Annotated in this window: 20 protein-coding genes; 13 read left to right on the plus strand and 7 right to left on the minus strand. The window is 65.4% G+C overall.

Annotated elements, in window-relative coordinates:
• The first annotated feature begins 48 nt into the window (after positions 1–48).
• The 4 genes from MKP08_RS02440 to lptG all read left to right on the plus strand — a co-directional run bounded on the left by MKP08_RS02440 (position 49) and on the right by lptG (position 3,799).
• Positions 49–786 (plus strand): phasin family protein, encoded by a 738-nt coding sequence (locus MKP08_RS02440; RefSeq protein WP_241554735.1) that lies wholly within the window; start codon positions 49–51, stop codon positions 784–786.
• Between the two features lie 206 nt (positions 787–992).
• Positions 993–1,343: an ATP-dependent Clp protease adapter ClpS gene (clpS, locus tag MKP08_RS02445; protein WP_215229732.1), complete on the plus strand. Its 351-nt coding sequence runs from the start codon at positions 993–995 to the stop codon at positions 1,341–1,343.
• A gap of 88 nt (positions 1,344–1,431) precedes the next feature.
• Positions 1,432–2,700 (plus strand): LPS export ABC transporter permease LptF, encoded by a 1,269-nt coding sequence (gene lptF / locus MKP08_RS02450; protein WP_241554736.1) that lies wholly within the window; start codon positions 1,432–1,434, stop codon positions 2,698–2,700.
• 1 nt (position 2,701) lies between these two features.
• Positions 2,702–3,799 carry an LPS export ABC transporter permease LptG gene (gene lptG, locus MKP08_RS02455; protein ID WP_215227204.1) on the plus strand — a complete coding sequence of 366 codons (1,098 nt, stop codon included), beginning with the start codon at positions 2,702–2,704 and terminating at the stop codon, positions 3,797–3,799.
• Positions 3,800–3,802: 3 nt separating this feature from the next.
• Here lptG and MKP08_RS02460 read toward each other — a convergent pair whose 3' ends face one another.
• The gene (locus tag MKP08_RS02460) at positions 3,803–4,885 is read right to left on the minus strand and encodes a fatty acid desaturase (protein ID WP_373418062.1); all 1,083 of its coding nucleotides are present in this window, start codon (positions 4,883–4,885) and stop codon (positions 3,803–3,805) included.
• A gap of 147 nt (positions 4,886–5,032) precedes the next feature.
• On the opposite strand from MKP08_RS02460, the gene MKP08_RS02465 reads away from it, so the two are divergent.
• The 3 genes from MKP08_RS02465 to MKP08_RS02475 all read left to right on the plus strand — a co-directional run bounded on the left by MKP08_RS02465 (position 5,033) and on the right by MKP08_RS02475 (position 7,897).
• Positions 5,033–6,190 carry a GNAT family N-acetyltransferase gene (locus tag MKP08_RS02465; RefSeq protein ID WP_241554737.1) on the plus strand — a complete coding sequence of 386 codons (1,158 nt, stop codon included), beginning with the start codon at positions 5,033–5,035 and terminating at the stop codon, positions 6,188–6,190.
• A 114-nt stretch (positions 6,191–6,304) separates the two neighbouring features.
• Complete coding sequence (locus tag MKP08_RS02470; protein ID WP_215227202.1) at positions 6,305–6,745, plus strand: response regulator; 441 nt, start codon at positions 6,305–6,307, stop codon at positions 6,743–6,745.
• A gap of 351 nt (positions 6,746–7,096) precedes the next feature.
• The gene (locus tag MKP08_RS02475) at positions 7,097–7,897 is read left to right on the plus strand and encodes a response regulator (protein WP_215227201.1); all 801 of its coding nucleotides are present in this window, start codon (positions 7,097–7,099) and stop codon (positions 7,895–7,897) included.
• 113 nt (positions 7,898–8,010) lie between these two features.
• Here the strand turns inward: MKP08_RS02475 and MKP08_RS02480 are convergent, their stop codons facing one another.
• Entirely contained in the window at positions 8,011–9,618 is a 1,608-nt protein-coding gene (locus tag MKP08_RS02480; RefSeq protein ID WP_241554738.1) for a CHASE domain-containing protein, read from the minus strand.
• Between the two features lie 242 nt (positions 9,619–9,860).
• Here MKP08_RS02480 and MKP08_RS02485 point away from each other — a divergent pair, with 242 nt between their 5' ends.
• From MKP08_RS02485 to MKP08_RS02495, 3 genes are all read left to right on the plus strand, one after another.
• A complete protein-coding gene (locus tag MKP08_RS02485) occupies positions 9,861–10,064 on the plus strand; it encodes a NepR family anti-sigma factor (RefSeq protein ID WP_215227199.1) in 204 nt (67 codons plus the stop codon).
• Entirely contained in the window at positions 10,061–10,681 is a 621-nt protein-coding gene (locus tag MKP08_RS02490) for a sigma-70 family RNA polymerase sigma factor (protein WP_241554739.1), read from the plus strand. The genes MKP08_RS02485 and MKP08_RS02490 overlap by 4 nt, the downstream gene beginning before the upstream one ends.
• A 62-nt stretch (positions 10,682–10,743) precedes the next feature.
• Entirely contained in the window at positions 10,744–11,961 is a 1,218-nt protein-coding gene (locus tag MKP08_RS02495; protein WP_241554740.1) for an AI-2E family transporter, read from the plus strand.
• Positions 11,962–12,036: 75 nt separating this feature from the next.
• Here the strand turns inward: MKP08_RS02495 and MKP08_RS02500 are convergent, their stop codons facing one another.
• Both MKP08_RS02500 and MKP08_RS02505 read right to left on the minus strand, forming a co-directional pair.
• A complete protein-coding gene (locus MKP08_RS02500; RefSeq protein ID WP_241554741.1) occupies positions 12,037–12,651 on the minus strand; it encodes a superoxide dismutase in 615 nt (204 codons plus the stop codon).
• A 74-nt stretch (positions 12,652–12,725) separates the two neighbouring features.
• On the minus strand, positions 12,726–14,000 hold the full coding sequence (locus MKP08_RS02505) for a dicarboxylate/amino acid:cation symporter (protein WP_241554742.1): 1,275 nt from the start codon (positions 13,998–14,000) through the stop codon (positions 12,726–12,728).
• Between the two features lie 87 nt (positions 14,001–14,087).
• Between MKP08_RS02505 and glmM the strand changes: the two genes are divergently transcribed.
• Genes glmM through thiD form a run of 3 tightly spaced genes read left to right on the plus strand, consistent with a single transcriptional unit; the run spans position 14,088 to position 16,443 of the window.
• On the plus strand, positions 14,088–15,428 hold the full coding sequence (gene glmM, locus MKP08_RS02510) for a phosphoglucosamine mutase (RefSeq protein WP_241554743.1): 1,341 nt from the start codon (positions 14,088–14,090) through the stop codon (positions 15,426–15,428).
• Entirely contained in the window at positions 15,428–15,652 is a 225-nt protein-coding gene (locus MKP08_RS02515) for a DUF1272 domain-containing protein (protein ID WP_241554744.1), read from the plus strand. Before glmM ends, MKP08_RS02515 begins: the two co-directional genes overlap by 1 nt.
• Complete coding sequence (gene thiD / locus MKP08_RS02520) at positions 15,649–16,443, plus strand: bifunctional hydroxymethylpyrimidine kinase/phosphomethylpyrimidine kinase (protein WP_241554745.1); 795 nt, start codon at positions 15,649–15,651, stop codon at positions 16,441–16,443. The genes MKP08_RS02515 and thiD overlap by 4 nt, the downstream gene beginning before the upstream one ends.
• Before the next feature lie 20 nt (positions 16,444–16,463).
• Here thiD and MKP08_RS02525 read toward each other — a convergent pair whose 3' ends face one another.
• The 3 genes from MKP08_RS02525 to cydB are packed head-to-tail and all read right to left on the minus strand — an operon-like array spanning position 16,464 to position 18,536.
• Positions 16,464–17,342 (minus strand): TIGR00730 family Rossman fold protein, encoded by an 879-nt coding sequence (locus MKP08_RS02525; RefSeq protein WP_241554746.1) that lies wholly within the window; start codon positions 17,340–17,342, stop codon positions 16,464–16,466.
• Between the two features lie 52 nt (positions 17,343–17,394).
• Entirely contained in the window at positions 17,395–17,529 is a 135-nt protein-coding gene (locus MKP08_RS02530) for a DUF2474 domain-containing protein (protein WP_241554747.1), read from the minus strand.
• On the minus strand, positions 17,529–18,536 hold the full coding sequence (cydB, locus tag MKP08_RS02535; RefSeq protein WP_306300110.1) for a cytochrome d ubiquinol oxidase subunit II: 1,008 nt from the start codon (positions 18,534–18,536) through the stop codon (positions 17,529–17,531). The genes MKP08_RS02530 and cydB overlap by 1 nt, the downstream gene beginning before the upstream one ends.

The raw sequence follows: 18,536 nt of genomic DNA on the forward strand, positions 1-18,536 counted from the left end.
GGTCGCAGCATCTATTTGTGCACTGCACAAGAAGATGAGGCATATTGCATGGCCGATCAGGACGAAGCAAAAGTGAGCGCGAACGAGGCCGCCGAGGCGGCCTCGGCTGAGAAGGCGATCGCGCAGACCTACGAGGCGAAGACCGCGCCCAAGCCGGAGGCGCCCAATCAGGCCGCCCCTGCGAAGATGGCTCCCGCCAAGTCAAAGCCTAAGCCGGTCGCGTCTATGGACAAGCTGGCTCCAGCGAAGAAGCTGGCGAAGAAATCCCCGGCGCAGAAGGCCAAGGCCAAGGCGCCGAAGTTCACCAAACCCGATACGAAGTTCAAGGAAACACCGATCATGGATACCACCACTACCACCACCAAGAAGACCTTCACCGACACCGCCAAGGATGTCGCCGGCACCGTCCAGTCCAAGATGAAGGGTGCCTATGAGAAGGGCACCGAGATGACCGGCGAGATGGTCGCGTTCCAGAAGGCGAATGCCGAGGCGATGATCGAATCCGGCAAGATCTACTACGCCGGTCTGAAAGACATGGGCCAGATGGTCGCCGAAGACGGCAAGAAGGCCACCGAGCAGATGATCGAAGATGCCAAGGACATGGCCAAGGTCACCAGCCCGACCGAACTCGTGCAGCTGCAGGGCGATATCGCGCGCCGCAATTTCGATGCCGCGATCGCGTTCGGTTCGAAGGCGACCGAAAGCTGGATGAAGCTGGCGAACGACACCTTCGCGCCGATCTCCAGCCGCATGAGCGTTGCCGCCGACAAGGTTGCCGCTGCTTAAGCGAACGCTTTCGACGGACCGGGCTCTCCTCTCTCCTCTTTGATCCGATCCGTTAGCAGGGCCGGACGGCATGGCGCCGTTCGGCCCTTTTGCTTGCGGCCGATCGATGCCGAAACCGCCCCGATAGCCCCGGCGCACCTTGCCTTTGCGCCGCGCCTTACGATATTGTCGCCATGATGACCCGGACCTGCCCAGCCCCCACCAGCATGACCGCCATCGCCCCGCGTGCGGGCGACGACGACCGGCGCGGGACCGATGGCGACAGCCAGATCGGCATCGCCACCAAGACGCGCACCCGCCCCAAGAAGCCCAGCCAGTACAAGGTGCTGATGCTCAACGACGATTACACCCCGATGGAGTTCGTGGTGATCGTGCTCAAGCGCTTCTTCCGCATGAATATGGAGGAGGCGACGCGGGTCATGCTCCACGTCCATCAGCGCGGCGTGGGGGTGTGCGGTGTCTTCACCTACGAAGTCGCCGAGACCAAGGTGAACCAGGTGATGGATTTCGCGCGCGAGAACCAGCATCCGTTGCAATGCACGCTGGAAAAGGCCTGATATTCGCGCGCGCTCTCAAAGCGGGCATGACCTGACGCCGATTTGCCGTTAAGGCCGGGCACCACAGCCCCAGCGAGCCGTCACGCCTTTGTTCAAATTCCTCCCCGCCATCGACCGCTACATCCTGCGGCTGACCATCGTTCCGATGGCGGGTGTGTTCGCCATCGCCGCCTCGCTGCTGCTGCTCGACAAGATGCGGCGGCTGTTCGACTTCGTGTCGGTGGAGGGCGGCCCGGTCGGGGTCGTGTTCAAGATGCTGGGCGCGATGCTGCCCGAATACGCTGCGCTGGCCATTCCCCTGGGGCTGATGCTCGGCATCCTGCTCGCCTTCCGCAAGCTCGCCACCTCCAGCGAACTCGACGTGCTGCGCGCGCTGGGCATGAGCTACGGCCGGATGCTGCGTGTGCCCTACGCGCTGGCGGCGATCCTGATGGCGGTGAACGTCGCGCTGGTGTTCTACATTCAGCCGGTGGCGCGCTACACCTACGAGGAATTGCAGTACGAGCTGCAATCGGGCGCGCTCGGCGCATCGATCAAGGTCGGCGAATTCACCACGCTGGCGGATCGCATGGCGCTGCGCATCGATCGCAGCGAGGACAAGGGGCGGCGACTGATGGGCATTTTCGCCCGCATCGCGACGGAGAAGGGTGAGGTGCTGTCGATCGGTGCGCGCGAGGGCGCATTCCTGGCCACCACCGACAATCCCAACACCATCATCCTGCGGCTGATAGACGGCACGATCGTACAGGACAGCGGCGACGAAACGCCGCGCGTGCTGACCTTCAGCCGCCACGACCTGCCGATCGATCTGCCGCGGGTGGAGGAATTCCGCACGCGCGGGGACGACCAGCGCGAATTCATCCTCCCCGAACTGCTGCGGATCGGCTGGGCCGATACCCAGCCCCCCGATACCCGCGACGCAAGCCAGGCGAGCTTCCACTTCCGCCTGGTGGAGGTGGTGATGATGCTGCTGATGCCGCTGCTGGGACTCGCCCTGGCAGTGCCGCCCAAACGCTCCACCAGCGCGCTCGGCGTGTTCGTCTCGATCGTGCTGGTGGTCGCCTATCACAAGGTGAACCAGTATGGGGAGGATGTCGCGATGCTCGGCCGGATCGACCCCGTCGTGGCACTGTGGACGCCGTTCGCCATCTTCGCCCTGCTGATCGTATGGATGTACTACCAGCTCGCCCATGTTCCGGGCGGCCAGCCGATCGGCGCGCTGGAGCGTGTCTTCGGCAAGATCTCCAAACGGTTCGGAAAGCTGTTCGGCTGGCGCAAACGGCGCAAGCGCGCGGCAGGGCAGACCATGCTGGGCGAAGAAGAAGACGAAGACGATCTTGCGGAAAGTGGCGCCTAGGATGCAGCTCGATTTCTTCCCCTCGCGGCGTCTGACGCTCTATCTCGGCAAGATGTTCGTGACCCGCATCATCGCCATGCTCGCGGTGCTGGTCTTGGTGCTGATGATGCTGGACCTGCTGTCGACCAGCGGCGACATCCTGGCGGTGAAGGGCAACGGTCAGGGGCAATTGCTCTATTACGTCTCGCTGCGCATCCCGCAGCTGGTTCAGACCTTCCTCCCCTATTCGGTGTTGCTGGCGACCATCATCACTCTGGTCGGACTGAACCAGAACAGCGAGGTGATCGCGATGAAGGCGGCGGGGCTCTCGGCGCACCAGGTGCTGGCCCCGCTGTTCCTGACCGCGCTGATCGTCTCCGCCCTCACCTTCGTCTTCAACGAACGGGTCGTGACCCGCGCGACGGCGGCGCTGAATGCTTGGCAGGCGGTGGAATACGGGCCGATCCCGCGCACATCCGACACTCGCTCCAACGTCTATGTCTCCGATGGAGAGAACATCCTGATGGCGAAGACCGTCAGCGGAGCCGGGGCGGCGATGCGCCTGTCCGGCGTGACCTGGTATGCCCGCAATCCCGGCGGGGAGATCAACGATCAGCTGCGGGCGCGGCTGGCCCAGCCGACGCAGGATGGCTGGCGGCTCGTCGATGCGCAGAACTTCGACGTTGCGACCGCGGCAACCACCACCGCGCCTGCCCAGACAATCCGGACCAGTATCACCCCGGCCGAAATCGCCTTGGAAAGCGTGAAGGCCGAAACCCAGAGCCTGTGGGAACTGTCGGATTCCATCGCCGCATACGAGGCGGCGGGCCGCTCCACCGCGGAACTGCGGATGAACTGGTGGCACAAGATTTCCGGTCCGCTCGCCGCCCTGCTCATGCCTCTGCTGGGGGCGATCGCCGCCTTCGGGCTGGCACGATCGGGGCAGCTGTTCCTGCGCGCGGTGATCGCGATGGCTATGGGCTTCGCCTTCTTCCTGATCGACAACGCCGCGCTGGCACTCGGCAATTTCGGCGGCTACCCGCCGTTCCTGGCGGCGTGGGCACCCTTCCTGCTGTTCTTCCTGATCGGGGAAACGGTGCTGATCCGCACCGAAGAATAGCGCCTAGCGCAGCCGCATGGTGCTGCGCGCGATCCGGCCCACGAGCCGGGCCATGCCGGGGTGATTGGCACCGTGATAGGTCGAATCCGTGCCGAGTTCGGTCGCGAGCCGCCGGTGCGCCTCGGGCAACGCGTGATAGGGCATGCTCGGCATCAGATGGTGTAGCGCGTGATAGCGCAGGCCGACCGGTGCCCATAGCTCGGCAACCACACCCGGCGGCGGGACGTTCACCGAATCGAGGAACTGGGCCGTCACCGTCATCTGCTCGCCTTCGTTCTCCCACAGATGCGCGACCAGCGTGCGCAACTGGTTGAGCACCGCGGCGAAGGACACGGTTGCCAGCGCGACCAGCAGCGGATGCCAGCCGAAGGCGAAGACGCTGCCGATCAGCGCCCACGACCACACGAAGCCGCCCAGCTCCTGCCACAGAACACGCGGGCGCAGCTCGCCTTCCGGCGGACGACGGCGGAACGCCGGATTGATCGCGAGGGCGGAAAAACGCTGCCAGGTGAGCCGGCGAACCGGCGGCAGGATCGCGCCCAGCGGGACGAGGATTGCGAAGCGCGCGATCAGCGCCACCGGCAGCAACGCTGCAATCAGGACGAAGAGCGGCAGCGACCACGGCTTCATCAGCGCCAGCGGGAGATATTCCGGATCCTCCACCGTACCGTATTGCGTACGCTTGTGGTGCAGCGTGTGCACCCCTTCGTACATGAAGGACGGAGTCAGCATCGGCACACCGACCAGCAGGTTCCAGCCAAGCCGGAACCCGGGCAGAGCGTCGCGATGGATATGCGACAGCTCGTGGATGAACAGCAGCGCCCGGTAGAGCGCCAGCGCCGCCACGAGGCCGAGGGCGAGCGCAGCGAGCGTGCTATCGACCAGGATCGCGCCCGCGAGCGCCGCGTAACCCAAAAGCGCGGAGCCCAGCATGTCCGGCCAGTAGATAGCCGGGCGCGCCTGCGCGAGATCCTTCGTCAGGTCGCGGGCGGCGCGCAACATCGCCATGTCGTCCGCAACGCGCATGGCGCGCGGCTGCGCGGTGGGCGCGCCGGTCGTGGTGGCGGGATCGAGGGTATGGGACATATCTGTGTTCGGCTGTCTGCTTCCGGTGGCTATGTAGGGATTGCGCAACCGATCGGCAAATGCAGGCTGTTGGCGAGAGTGATCGACTGGCTTGTTCGTCCGCGCTATTGCGCGCCAACCGCTAATCGCGCCTGAACAGGACCACCCGTGACCAACGAAAAGATCGTGATCGAACCCGTATCCGGCAAGAAAGGCCGGGCGCAATTCGTCGACCTCGGCCGCCGCTTCGCCGCCCAGGTGCCGAACTCGGTCCCGCAATTGCGCTCCGAACAGCTGGAGCTGGTCGACCCGGACAGGAACCCGTTCTTCGGTCATGCCGAGGCGCAGCTGTTCATTGCCCGGCGCGGTGGGGAGGCGGTAGGGCGCATCTCGGCGCAGATCGATCATCTCGCCCTCGCCATTCCCGTCGAACAGGGCATGGGCCCCGGGACCGGCATGTTCGGTTATTTCGATGCGGTCGATGAAGAGGTCGGGAAGGCGCTGCTCGCGGCGGCGGAAGGCTGGTTGCGCGAGCGGGGGATGACCCATGTGCTGGGACCTATCTCGATGTCGATCTGGGAAGAGCCCGGCCTGCTGGTGAAGGGGCACGATCACTCGCCCACCATGATGATGGGGCATCATCCCCCCCATTATCGGGCCTGGATCGAAGCGGCCGGCTACGAGAAGGCGAAATCGCTCCTGACATACGATCTCGACATCACGCAGGAATTCCCGCCGCTGGTGCAGCGGATCGTGCAATCGGGGGAACGCAATCCGCGCATCACCGTGCGCCCGGTCGACCTCGCCAATTACCAGAGCGAGATGGAGATCATCCTGACGATCCTGAACGATGCCTGGTCGACCAATTGGGGCTTCGTGCCGTTCACGCCCGAGGAAGTCGCCTATGCGGGCAAGAAAATGCGCCCGATCATCCACGCGCCGCTGAACCGCATCGCGGAGGTCGAAGGGCGGCCGGTCGCCTTCATGATGACCATCCCGGACATGAACGCCGTGCTGAAGGATATCCGAGGGAAGCTGTTCCCGTTCGGCTGGATTCGTCTGCTGCGATGGCTGAAGAAGCCGACCGGCGCCGACATGCGCGTGCCGCTGATGGGCGTGCTGAAGGAGTTCCAGAACTCGCGCCTCGCCAGCCAGCTCGCCTTCATGATGATCGAATCGATCAGGCAGGAGGCCACGCGACGCTATGGCTCGAAGCGGGGCGAGATCGGCTGGATCCTGGAGGACAATCGCGGGATGGTCGCGATCGCCGAAACGATCGATAGCCGGATCAACCGCGAATATCTGATCTATCGCCGGGATCTGTGACCGGGAAGCGCGGGCCGGCAAGCGGAGCAACGCGGGAACGTTAGAACGGCGATCGGGGTTGTTGCAGGGCACGTCGGCGCGAGGCCGCGGCACCAGTCGAGGAACCGCATCGAGATGAAATCAGCGGACGGCAAAGCGGGAGAGCCCCGGTCGGGCGACGGCGCGGGCCCGCTCGGCTCCGTGTTGCTGGTGGAAGACGACGCGGTGCTGGCCCTCGCGACCGAGGACAGCCTGCGCGAGGCGGGCGCGAGCGAGGTGACCACCGTCGCTACCACTGCGGCGGCGCTCGACCAGTTGCGCGACAGCAAGTTCGACCTTCTGATCTTGGACGTGCACCTCGCCGATCGCGACGATGGCTGGGCGATTGCGGAACTGGTCGCCCAGATCGGACCGCAGCCTCCGCGGATCATCTTCTCCACCGGCGCACCCGACTCCATTCCCGAAGAGATCGCCGAACTGGGCCCGGTGCTGGAAAAGCCTTACGACTTTTCCGAGCTAGTAGCCCACGCCCGCGCACCCCGCCGCAAGGGTCTGTTGGCGCTGTTCCGCCGCTAGGGCGCTCGAACTCCTTTCCCCCGGTCCGGCGCGCGATGCCGCGCGTCCCACAGTCGCATCCGCTTCGCACGAAAGGGATCACGCACGAAAAAAAGGCCTCCGCTCGGTTTCGAGCGGAGGCCTTTCGGGATCGTATCACCTGCCGCTTGGACGGGAGGGGGGTCTCGGCGGTGACAAGGACATAATGCCCCGTTCGGAAAGGGGTTCCAGCGGAGCCGAAAAAATTTTCGCAGGCCCTTGGACCAAGGGACTAACCCCCCATCCTGCTTGTCAAACCTCCCTCCAATCGGCAGGGACGGAACCGACCTCCGGACCGCTCGTTTATCGCGCGTCCAAACGGGAAAGGGATTCATGTCGCTCGGAGAACAAGTAGCCGCCAACCTTCCGTATCTGCGCCGCTACGCGCGCGCACTTACGGGTTCGCAGCAGACAGGAGATGCCTTCGTCCGCGCCACGCTGGAAGCGGCGCTGGAAGACGAAGATCTCAAACAATCGCTCCAATCGGGGCGGGTGCCGCTTTACCGCGCCTTCAACAAGGTGTGGTCGAGCGCCTACATGGAAGTGCAGGACGATGATGATACGTCCGGCTCCGGCGAGCACGAGAATGCCGCGCACAATCGGTTGAAGGCGGTCACGCCGCTCAACCGGCAGGCGCTGCTGCTGACCACGCTGGAAGATTTCTCCATCTCGGAAACGGCCGAGATCATGGACATGGAAGAGACCGATGTCGAAGCGATGGTGCAGGATGCCATCGCCGAAATCGATCGGGAATCGGCCACGTCGGTTCTGATCATCGAGGACGAGCCCCTGATCTCGATGCAGCTCGAGGATCTGGTGCGCGGCCTTGGTCACGACATCTGCGGCACCGCCGCCACGCGCACGCAGGCGCAGCAGGTGGTCGCGGAACAGACCCCCGGCCTGGTGCTCGCCGACATCCAGCTCGCCGACGGATCGTCCGGACTCGATGCGGTGGACGACATCCTCGCGATGGGCAGTGTGCCGGTGATCTTCATTACCGCCTATCCGGAGCGGCTGTTGACCGGGGACCGACCGGAACCGACCTATCTGGTTACCAAGCCCTTCCAGGAAGCGACGGTGCGCGCGGCGATCAGCCAGGCCCTGTTCTTCAATTCGAGCCGTCCGATCGACTGATCCGTCCGGCATATCGAATAGCGAAGCGCCCGACCGCCACTGGCAGTCGGGCGCTTTTTCTTTGCGTGAGATCTAGGCTAGCTGGCTGGCGATAGGCCAGTCTGACCGGATATTCAGCCTTTCAGGTCGCCCATCGTGCTGGTGTCTTTCTGCCGGCGGGCGCGCATGGCGAACTCGCTCGGCTTTCGGACCGGCACGGATAGCGTGCACTCGACGCCGCTCCGTTCGAAGCGCAGACTGACCGGATGCTTCAGTTCGTGCGCGACGATCTTCTCCACCAGATCGGTGCCGAATCCGCGCTTGCGATCGGCGGGTACGCTCGGCCCTTCCGATTCCACCCACTCGATCCGCGCCAGATCGTCGCGAACCAGCGACCAGGTTACGCTGAGGTGGCCGCCCGCTACCGACAGCGCGCCATACTTGGCGGCGTTGGTGGCGAGCTCGTGCATCGCGAGGCCCAGCGACAGGGCGTCGTTGGGCGCCAGCTCCACCAACGGACCGTCGATAGTCAGTATGGTTTCGTCCGAACGCGCATAGGGGGCGATTTCGGTCTCCACCACCGCGCGGATCGGCGTGGTGCCCCATTCCGAATTCGTGAGCAGGTCGTGCGTTGCCGACAGTGCGCGAATGCGCCCGTCCAGGCCGTTGGCGAACTCTTCCAGCGTGGTTGCCCGCCGCCGGGTCAGCGAGACGATAGACAACACATTGGCGAGGGTATTCTTGACCCGATGGTTCAATTCGCGGGTCAGCGAATTGCGGATCGAATTCTGCTCGGCGAAGAAATCGAGCGAGGCCTGGTCCTCGTACGCCTGCTTCGTCAGCAGGCGCGCGACGATCATCGACAGGGTGGCGACGGCGAGGCCGAACAGCAGCGTGATCATCGACAGGGTCGACAGCAGTTTTCCTCGCTGGCTTTCCACCTGCACGGTCATCGGGCGGTTGGCGACGCGCACCTGCGCGGTAACATAGCGCCCGGTCCTGAACTCAGGCGCGTGCGTCGCCAGCAACGTGCCGCTCTCGGGCGTCCCATCGTACAGCCGGATACCGCGAGCGTCCGATACCTCCGGCGTGAGGACCGATTCCAGAAAGTCCTCGCCGTCGAAGGGACTGTAGATGAAGCCGATCAGCACCCGGCTGCCGCCGCGGATCTGGAAGACCGGCATGTAGATCAGGAAACCCGCATGGTTCCCGGTACCTTCCTGCATCAGCTTTACGGGACCGCTCGCGGTGGGACGCATCGTGCGAACCGCTTCGTCCATCGCCGTCCGGCGGGTCGCTTCGGAATACATGTCGAAGCCCAGCGCACGGCGGCTGCGCTCGGTATCGGGTTTCAGGAACGTGACCGGTACGGCGAAGGGCTGGGTCGGCGGGGGTAGCGGATGCACCCGCATCTGGCCCGGCACCTGTTCGGTCATCGCCATTTCGAAGGCGCCGATCTGATTGCGCGGCACGATCTGGGCCCAGCCGATACCCTCTGCCCCGCGATAATCGGAATCGATTCGCAGCTCGTTTACGAAGCGGCGGAACAGGCTGGCCGGAACCGCGTCCACCGACCCGAACAGCGCGGCTCCGGCACGCAGATAGGAACTGGATGTGTTGCCGCGGCGATCGAGGGCGGAAGCGATCGAGCGGGCCGCTTCGTTGAGCTGGGCACGCTCCTGGCGCTGTTCGCCCCGTTCGATGGCGAACACGCTGACCAAGGTTATCACGACAATCAGCATGAAGATTGCGAGCGGCAAAGCGCGGGGGAATCGGATCAGCCAGCGGCTGTTCCGGCGCAGATGAGTAGTAGGTTCCGGATTCAATTGATGCTTGCCCATTGCCGGAAGGGACACCGGCTACTTGCCAACTCTGCGTTGGGGAACCACATGGGATGAAATTCGTTCCTCGGTTTCTCATGGGATCGCGGACTTTTGGGGGCACACACTGCCCTCTCGTCTGGAGGGAGCTCTTCGATAACGGCATGACATCTGACGAGACGAAAAAAGCTGGGGCGGGTCAGGCACGTACGACCGCGCATGCATCCGGCAAGGGCAGACCCGATTGGTCGTCGGGCCTGCGCAGACTATACGATTCGGTTGTCGACGAGCCGCTTCCGGACAATTTCAAGGACCTGCTGTCGCAGCTCGACAAGGACAGCGAAGGTTCGAAAGACGGGCAGGGATGAGTTCGACGAAACGAACGGCCGCCGAAAAGGCCGATTTCAAGCGTGAGCTGACCGAAGTCGTACCGCATCTGCGCGCTTTCGCGCGCGGTCTGTGCGGACGGCCGGATATGGCCGACGATCTGGTGCAGGAAGCGCTGCTGAAAGCCTGGGCCGCGCAGGAGCGGTTCGAACCGGGCACCAGCATGCGGGCATGGACCTTCGTGATTCTGCGCAACGCCTATCTCACCGATATGCGGCGCAACCGCTTTCGCGGCGATTACGACGAGACGGTGGCCGAACGAATCCTGACCGCGCCAGCGGGGCAGGAGGAGCCGATCCATCTGTCGGACATGCACCGCGCGTTGCTGACCCTTCCTCCGGAACGGCGTGAGGCGCTGTTGCTGGTCGGTGCGGGCGGCTTCTCTTACGAGGAGGCGGCGACGATCTGCGGGTGCGCGGTCGGCACCATCAAGAGCCGCGTGGGCCGCGCGCGTTCGGCGCTCAACGCGATGCTGGCTGACGGGTCCATTCCCCAACGTTCGCGCGCGGACGACGGCGCCCACCGGGCTATCCTGGAAGAGCTGGACGATGTCGCGGCGGGCAACGGCATGGCCGAACCCACCCTCGGGCGGAAATAGGCACTTCTGCGCGCGCCGCGTGAACACTCGTTCGCGAGGTTGCGCTATGGTATGGGCTGACCATGGAAACGATGTCGCCTGAGGGGACGCCGGAGGGGGCGGAGCGGTCGCCGTCCACCGATCCGCTCGAAGTGCAGGAGGACGTTTCCGCTCCTGCGCGGCAGATGACGTTCGCCGACCAGGAATTGCGGCTGATCAGCCTGCTCGTGCTGATCCTGGGGGCGGGCCTTTTCCTGGCTCTGCCTTTCGTCCTCTCGATCGGGGCGGTCGTCTTCCTGCCGGTGACAACCGCGATCATCTTCACGATCCTGCTCGCTCCGCTGGCGGATCGCCTGTCCGGTTGGGGCGTACCCAACACGCTTGCCTCCATTCTCGCCATCCTGTTCTTCATCGGGGTGCTGGCGATCGCCTTCGCGGTGATCCTCCAACCCGCCATTTCGCTGTTCGATACCCTGCCCGCCCTGATCGAGCAGGTGGGCGCACGCTTCGCCGAGCTGCGCAGCCAGTTCGGCTGGCTCGCACGCGCCAACACGGTGTTGAACGAGGCGCTGGGTCAGGAGGGGAGCGACCGCGTCGTGCTCGCCAGCCCTTCCTTCGTGCAGGAACTGGCGATCGGCGCGCCGAGCGTCGTACTGGAGGTGCTGCTGACCTTCCTCATGACCTTCTTCATGGTCGAGGCGCGCATTCGCATGCGGCGCAACCTGCTGTTCGGGCGCAGCAGCTTCGGCACCAGCCTGAAGGCGGCCCGCGTCATGCGCGAGGTGCAGGATCGGGTGGCGGCCTATATCCTTACGGTGGCCTGGATCAATCTCGGGATCGGCGTGATCGTTACGCTGGGTGCGTGGATCCTGGGCGTCAGTGCCCCGATGATGTGGGGAGGCCTCGCCGCCCTGCTCAATTTCATCCCTTATATCGGCCCGCTGGCGATGACGACGCTGCTCGCCCTGTTCGGCATCGGTACGTCCGAAACGGTGTTCTGGGGGCTGATGCCGGCCGCCGCCTATCTGTGCCTGCATGCAACGGAGGCGAACATCGTCACCCCGTCCATCCTTGGCGCGCGCTTCACCATGAACCCGGTGATGATCCTGATCGCGTTTTCGTATTTCACCTGGATCTGGGGTGCGCTCGGGGCGCTGCTGTCGGTCCCGCTATTGCTGATGCTGACCGCGTTCTTCGATCATGTCGGACGGCCCAACCTGGTGGGGTTCATTTTCGGCGAGCCGCTGTTCGATGCCAGCGCCATGGCCGACGAACCGGACGAGGAAGCGGCCGAAACCTGACGAGGGTCCGTGGAAAAGCAAAAGGCCCACCATAACGGCGGGCCTTCCACGTTCTCGAATAATCGGATCAGCCGCTCAGGCGGGATATTCCCAGGTCGTTCCGCGCGCGAGATTGTCGCTCGCGAACTTCCAGTTGAGCTTGTCCTTCGTCAGCGCCTTTAGATATTCCGGCCGCGCGTTCTGGTGGTCGAGATAATAGGCGTGCTCCCATAGGTCGATCACGAGCAGCGGATTGATGCCGTCCTGGTCGGCCAGCGTATCGCCGTCATGCGTTTCTTCGATCGAGAGCTTGCCGCCCTTCTCGGCCAGCCAGACCCAACCGCTGGCGAAGTGGCCGGCGCCGCGTTCCTGCAGCTTTTCCTTCAGATCGTCGAGCGAACCGAAGGCATCGTCGATCATCGCCTTCAGCTCGTCGCTGGGCGATACGTCTTCGCCGACCATCGAGTGCCAGTAGAAGCCGTGGTTCCAGCTCTGCGCCGAATTGTTGAACAGGCCCTGGTCGCTGCCACGCGCGGCGGCGACGACTTCGGCGAGCCTCTTGCCCTCGTGATCGGTGCCCTCGATCGCCTTGTTGGTCTTGTCGATATAGGCCTTGTGATGCTTGCCGTGATGGTAGCTGAGCGTCTCGGCGGAAACGGCCGGGGCGAGCGCGCCGTCGTCATACGGCAGGGGGGTGACTTCGAATGCCAATGGTATTCTCCCGTTGCATGTTGGAAAATCGTGTCGTTCGCCCCACCAACGCATGGGCCGGGCGAGAGTTGCAGCTAGCGCTCAATTTCCCGATCGGTCGCCGTGGCCACCGCCACGTTCATGGTCACGTTCGCGATCGTGCGCATGATGTCGGGCAGCATCTCGACCGCCACCAGCAGCGCGAGCGGCTCTATCGGCACGCCCATGGCAAGCGCGATCGGCCCGATGGAAATGACGAAGCTGATCGTTCCGGGCAGACTGACCGAACCCACCGATATGACTAGCGCGACCGCGATGCCCGCCGCCAGCAGGCCGGGGGAGAGGGCCACGCCCGTCAGATGCGCGACGTAGATCGCCACCGCCATGTTCATGCCCGGGCTGGTCGCGCGAAAGATCGCGACGGCAAGCGGCAGGACGAAGTCGCTCGTCTCTTCGCGCAGGCGCAGGGTCCGCGCGCTTTCGAGCATGGCGGGCAGGCTGGCGAGGGAGCTCTGGGTGGAGAGCGCCACCGTCTGCGCGGGCAGGACCGCGCGGGCAAAACGCGCGAGGCCGACCCCGCCCGCCAGCCAGGCCAGCAGATATGCGGCGACCAGCGTCAGCGCCCCCATCGCGGAGACCGTCAGGATGTAGTGCAGCAGCGTCAGGAATGCGCCGTTCCCGCCCGCCCTGACCGCGACGCCGAGCGCGAGCGCGAAGACGCCCACCGGCGCGACCCACAGCACCCAGCCGATGATGACAAGCATGGCATTGCCGAGCGCGCGGAAGAACCGCCGCAGGACGTCTCCCTGCCCGCGCGGCAAGCGCGACAGGGCGACCGCGAACAGCGCGAAGAAGATCGTCAGCGGCAGCATCGCGGTTTCCGCGGCGGCCGCGATCAGATTGGGCGCGACGAGCGAGGCGATGAACTCTCCCACCCCCGGAACCTCTTGCGCCGGGCCATTCGCTCCGGCCGCCAGCAGGGCGTTTGCCGCGGCGGGGATCGGGAAAATGTCGAGCAGCAGCGGCATCAGCACCGCGCTCGCCACGCTACCCAGCACCAGCGCCAGCGCCATCCAGCCTAGCATGCGCCGGGCCACCGCGCCCGCCCGCGCCGCCTCCACCAGCTGGCTGATCCCCATCACCAGCAGCGCGCCCACCAGAGGAATGATCGTCATCTGCAAGGCGCGCAGCCACATCGCGCCGATGGGGGCGGTGATCGCGAGCACGGCCTCCTCTAACTGCGTGCCCGCCAGCAGCGAGCCGACCAGCAGACCTCCGACCAGCCCGGCAAGCGTCCACCAGACCGGAATCCGGATGCTTACCAGCCCGCCGTCGGCATCGCGGTCTTTCTCGCTTTCGGTTACGGCCATGCACCCACCCCTTCACATCGCGCGGATCACGCGTAACAGACGGGTGGCAAACAACACACATGCGCGCAATGCGGGAATGGATTGCAGATGGGACGCAAATTCTTCGGCACCGACGGAATTCGGGGCGAGACCAATACCGGGGCGATGACCGCCGAGATGGCGATGCGCGTGGCGCAGGCGGCGGGCGCGCATTTCCGCCGCGGCGACCATCGCCACCGGGTGGTGATCGGCAAGGATACCCGCCTGTCGGGCTACATGATGGAAAGCGCGCTGGTCGCGGGCTTCACCAGCATGGGGGTGGATGTGATCATGACCGGCCCCCTGCCCACCCCGGCGGTCGCGCTGCTGACGCGCGAGATGCGCGCCGATCTGGGCGTGATGATCTCGGCCAGCCACAACCCCTACCGCGATAACGGGATCAAGCTGTTCGGCCCGGACGGGTTCAAGCTGGACGACGATACCGAGGCCGCGATCGAGGCGCTGATCGAGCAGCAGCCCAGCCTGGTGCCGGCGGCCCATATCGGCCGTGCCCGCCGGATCGAGGATGCGCGCGGGCGCTACATCCACGCGGTCAAGCAATCGGTCAGCGACGATATCAGCTTCGACGGGCTGAAGGTGGTGATCGATTGCGCCCACGGGGCGGCCTATCAGGTCGCGCCCAGCGCGATCTGGGAACTGGGCGCGGAGATCGTGACGCTGGGCGTCGATCCCGACGGCACCAATATCAACGACGGGGTCGGCTCCACCGCGATCGCCGCCGTGCAGGCCAAGGTGATCGAGGAAGGCGCCGATATCGGCATCGCGCTGGACGGCGATGCCGACAGGCTGATCGTGATCGACGAGAAGGGGCAGGCGGTCGACGGCGACCAGATCATGGCCCTGATCGCGACGCGCATGGCGGAAAAGGGCGAGCTTACCGGCGGCGGCATGGTCGCCACGGTGATGAGCAATCTCGGCCTCGAACGCCATCTGGCCGAGCGCGGCCTGTCGCTGGAGCGGACCAAGGTCGGCGACCGCTACGTGCTCGAGCGCATGCGCGCGGGCGGCTTCAATGTCGGGGGGGAGCAGTCGGGCCACATGATCCTGCTCGATCACGCGACCACCGGCGACGGCACGGTCGCGGCCCTGCGCGTGCTGGCCAGCCTGGTGCGCGAGGGCCGCCCGGCGAGCGAGGTGCTGCACCGCTTCGAGCGCGTGCCGCAAGTGCTGCACAATGTGCGCTATGCCGGCGGTCACCCGCTCGAGGCGGACAGCGTGAAAGCCGCGATCGCCGATGCCGAGGCCGAGCTGGCCGAGAAGGGCCGCCTCGTCATCCGACCGAGCGGCACCGAACCGGTGATCCGCGTAATGGCCGAAGGCGACGACGAGGCGCAGGTCGAGGCCGTCGTTACGCGTATCTGCGATGCGGTGCGCGAGGCGGCCGGCTGATGCTGGAGATGCGGCCCGATTGCGAGCGCTGCGGCGTCGATCTTCCGGCGGAAGCTCCGGGAGCCTTCATCTGCAGCATGGAATGCACCTTCTGCGCGCAGTGCGCCGACGCGCTCGACGATCTCTGCCCCAATTGCGGCGGCGAAATGATGGACCGTCCGACCCGCGCGAAGACCGTGCAGGAAAAGTACCCGGCTTCTACGCAGCGCCGGTTCGAGGCATGAGCATCCCGCCCCGCATCCTCGCCATCGCCGGGTCCGACAGCTCCGGTGGGGCCGGCATTCAGGCCGATATCAAGACCGTCACCATGCTGGGCGGCTACGCCATGACTGCGATCACCGCGATCACCGCGCAGAACACGCGCGGGGTGCAGGCGGTCGAAGTGCTGTCCGCCGATCTCGTCGGCGCGCAGATCGACTCTTGCCTCGAGGATATCGGTGCGGACGCGATCAAGATCGGCATGCTCGGCTCGCCCGCCATCGCGCGCGCCGTGACCGAGCGGCTCGACAGCTTCGACGGTGCGGTGGTGTTCGACCCCGTCATGGTCGCGACCAGCGGCTCCGTGCTGGCGGACGAGGATACCATAGCCGCCTTTTCCCAGCTGATGGCGCGCGCGACGCTCACCACGCCCAACGTGCCCGAACTCGCCGCGCTTACCGGCCTACCCTGCGACAGCCCGGACCAGATCGCCGGGGCCGCGACCCGGCTCGCCAGCGATTACGGTTGTGCGGTATTGGCGAAGGGCGGTCATGCCGAGAGCACGCGCGTGATCGACCGGCTGGTCCATGCCGACGGCTCCTTCGCTTCGTTCGACGATCCCCGGATCGATACACGCCATACGCATGGCACCGGCTGCACGCTGTCGTCGGCGATCGCGACGCTGCTGGGCCATGGCCAGTCTCTCGAACACGCGGTGCGGCTCGGGCGACGCTTCGTGCGCGAGGCATTGCAGAAAGCGCCGGGTTTCGGCGCTGGGCATGGCCCGCTGGGCCATCAGGCGGTGCGCGGCGACTGACTACGCCCAGCCGGGCAGCCCTACCGGTCGAGGTCGTAGAACTCGGCGACATGCGCCCACGCCTCTTCGGCCGTCTCGCACCAGGTGATGAGGTCGAGGTCGCGCTTGGAGACCGTCCCTTCGTCGGCCAGGGCCTCGAAGTCGACCACCCGGTTCCAGAAGTCCTTGCCGAACAGCAGGATCGGCATCGGCTTCATCTTGCCGGTCTGGATCAGGGTCAGCAGCTCGAACATCTCGTCGAACGTGCCGAAACCGCCGGGGAACACCGCCACCGCCTTCGCCCGCAGCAGGAAGTGCATCTTGCGCAGCGCGAAATAGTGAAAGTTGAAGCTGAGATAGGGCGTCACGTAGTGATTGGGCGCCTGTTCGTGCGGCAGGACGATGTTCAGGCCGACCGATTCGCCGCCCGCATCGCTCGCGCCGCGGTTGGCGGCTTCCATGATCGACGGGCCCCCACCCGAACACACCACGAACTGCCGCTTGCCATTCTCGATGATCGCCTTCTCGGTGATCATGCGCGCCAGCGTATAGGCCTCGTGATAGTATTTCGCCTTAGCCGCCAGGCGCTCGGCCACCGGCTTCTCCTCCTCGGTCGCGGCTTCCACGGCGGCTTCGGCCTGTTCGGGCGAAGGAATGCGGGCCGAACCGTACATGACGATGGTGGAGCCGACCCCGGCTTCCTCCAGCAGCATTTCCGGCTTCAGCAGTTCCAGTTGGAAACGGACCGGGCGAAGCTCCTCGCGCAGCAGGAAGTCGCGGTCCTGGAAGGCAAGGCGATAGGCGGGATGGCGCGTCTGCGGCGTGTCGCTCGGCGATTTCTCGGAGAACTGCGCCTCTTCCTGCGCCTTGTAGAATTTCCGGTCGCCGATGGGGCTATCGTGTTCGTTCTTGTCGCTCATTGCTGCGGCCCTAGTGCGGGCCGCGCGGGTCGGCAATGGCGCTGTTATCGGCTCAGGACTTGATCCATGCGCGCAGGACGAAGGCGACGGCGCCCAGCGCCGCGACGCTCATCGCCCAGATCGCGACCATCCAGGCGAGCCGCCGCCAGAGCGGCGCATCGTCCGCCTCGGACCGTTCGGGCCCCATCAGTGATAGCCCTCCGCCCCGACCTTGCCCCGGAACACCCAATAGGCCCAGGCGGTGTAGCCGATGATCAGCGGCATCGTGATCGCAACCCCGACCAGCATGAAGACCTGGCTGCGCTCTGGCGCCGCGGCGTCCCAGATGGTCAGGCCCGGCGGCACGACATAGGGCCACATGGTCACGCCCAGCCCGGCCATGCCGAAGAAGAACAGTGCCAGCGCCAGCCAGAACGGCTTCGAATGGCGCGCCGCCTTCAGCGAGCCGAGCAGCGCTACGGTCACCACCGCGGTCAGGATGGGTACGGGCAGCGCGTAGTAGATCTCCGGCGCAGACAGCCAGCGGTCGGCATATTCGGGCCGCAGGCCGAGATTGTATAGGCTGACCGCGCCCATCAGCAGCACGGTCGCCACCGTGGCCCAGCGGGCCAGCCGCCGCGCGCGATCCTGCACCTCGCCGTCGAGCTTCCACACCAGCCAGCACGCGCCCAGCAGGGCGTAGCCCGCCACGGTGCCGACCCCGGTCAGGAGCGTATAGGGCGTCAGCCAGTCCCACCAGCTGCCGCTATAGGCGCGGTTGGTGACCTCGATCCCCTGCAGCAGCGCGCCCAGGATCATCCCCTGCGCCAGCGCGGCGACGAAGCTGCCGAAACTGAACCCCGCGTCCCAGAACTTGCGGTGGGCATCGTCGCGCCAGCGAAACTCGAACGCCACCCCGCGAAAGACGAGGCCCAGCAGCATGGCGATGACCAGCGGATAGGTCGCGGGCAGGATTACCGCGTAGGCGAGCGGGAAGGCGGCGAACAGTCCGCCGCCGCCCAGCACCAGCCAGGTCTCGTTCCCGTCCCACACGGGCGCGATCGAGTTCATCGCCCGGTTGCGGCCATGGCCCACCTCGAAGGCGGGGAAGAGGATGCCGATGCCAAGGTCGAACCCGTCCATCACCACATAGGCGAAGATCGCGAAGGCGATGATGAAGGCCCAGATCGTCGTGAGATCGAAATTCACCAGCAT

The sequence above is a fragment of the Erythrobacter sp. LQ02-29 genome, from assembly GCF_022576075.2.
Lineage (GTDB): Bacteria > Pseudomonadota > Alphaproteobacteria > Sphingomonadales > Sphingomonadaceae > Alteriqipengyuania.

Bases quoted from the DNA above. Each gene is read 5' to 3' on its own strand.
- MKP08_RS02440 (WP_241554735.1), top strand. From the start codon at position 49: ATGGCCGATCAGGACGAAGCAAAAGTGAGCGCGAACGAGGCCGCCGAG.
- clpS (WP_215229732.1), top strand. From the start codon at position 993: ATGACCGCCATCGCCCCGCGTGCGGGCGACGACGACCGGCGCGGGACC.
- lptG (WP_215227204.1), top strand. From the start codon at position 2,702: ATGCAGCTCGATTTCTTCCCCTCGCGGCGTCTGACGCTCTATCTCGGC.
- MKP08_RS02460 (WP_373418062.1), bottom strand. From the start codon at position 4,885: ATGTCCCATACCCTCGATCCCGCCACCACGACCGGCGCGCCCACCGCG.
- MKP08_RS02470 (WP_215227202.1), top strand. From the start codon at position 6,305: ATGAAATCAGCGGACGGCAAAGCGGGAGAGCCCCGGTCGGGCGACGGC.
- MKP08_RS02475 (WP_215227201.1), top strand. From the start codon at position 7,097: ATGTCGCTCGGAGAACAAGTAGCCGCCAACCTTCCGTATCTGCGCCGC.
- MKP08_RS02480 (WP_241554738.1), bottom strand. From the start codon at position 9,618: ATGCTGATTGTCGTGATAACCTTGGTCAGCGTGTTCGCCATCGAACGG.
- MKP08_RS02485 (WP_215227199.1), top strand. From the start codon at position 9,861: ATGACATCTGACGAGACGAAAAAAGCTGGGGCGGGTCAGGCACGTACG.
- MKP08_RS02490 (WP_241554739.1), top strand. From the start codon at position 10,061: ATGAGTTCGACGAAACGAACGGCCGCCGAAAAGGCCGATTTCAAGCGT.
- MKP08_RS02495 (WP_241554740.1), top strand. From the start codon at position 10,744: ATGGAAACGATGTCGCCTGAGGGGACGCCGGAGGGGGCGGAGCGGTCG.
- MKP08_RS02505 (WP_241554742.1), bottom strand. From the start codon at position 14,000: ATGGCCGTAACCGAAAGCGAGAAAGACCGCGATGCCGACGGCGGGCTG.
- glmM (WP_241554743.1), top strand. From the start codon at position 14,088: ATGGGACGCAAATTCTTCGGCACCGACGGAATTCGGGGCGAGACCAAT.
- MKP08_RS02515 (WP_241554744.1), top strand. From the start codon at position 15,428: ATGCTGGAGATGCGGCCCGATTGCGAGCGCTGCGGCGTCGATCTTCCG.
- thiD (WP_241554745.1), top strand. From the start codon at position 15,649: ATGAGCATCCCGCCCCGCATCCTCGCCATCGCCGGGTCCGACAGCTCC.
- MKP08_RS02525 (WP_241554746.1), bottom strand. From the start codon at position 17,342: ATGAGCGACAAGAACGAACACGATAGCCCCATCGGCGACCGGAAATTC.
- MKP08_RS02530 (WP_241554747.1), bottom strand. From the start codon at position 17,529: ATGGGGCCCGAACGGTCCGAGGCGGACGATGCGCCGCTCTGGCGGCGG.
- cydB (WP_306300110.1), bottom strand. From the start codon at position 18,536: ATGCTGGTGAATTTCGATCTCACGACGATCTGGGCCTTCATCATCGCC.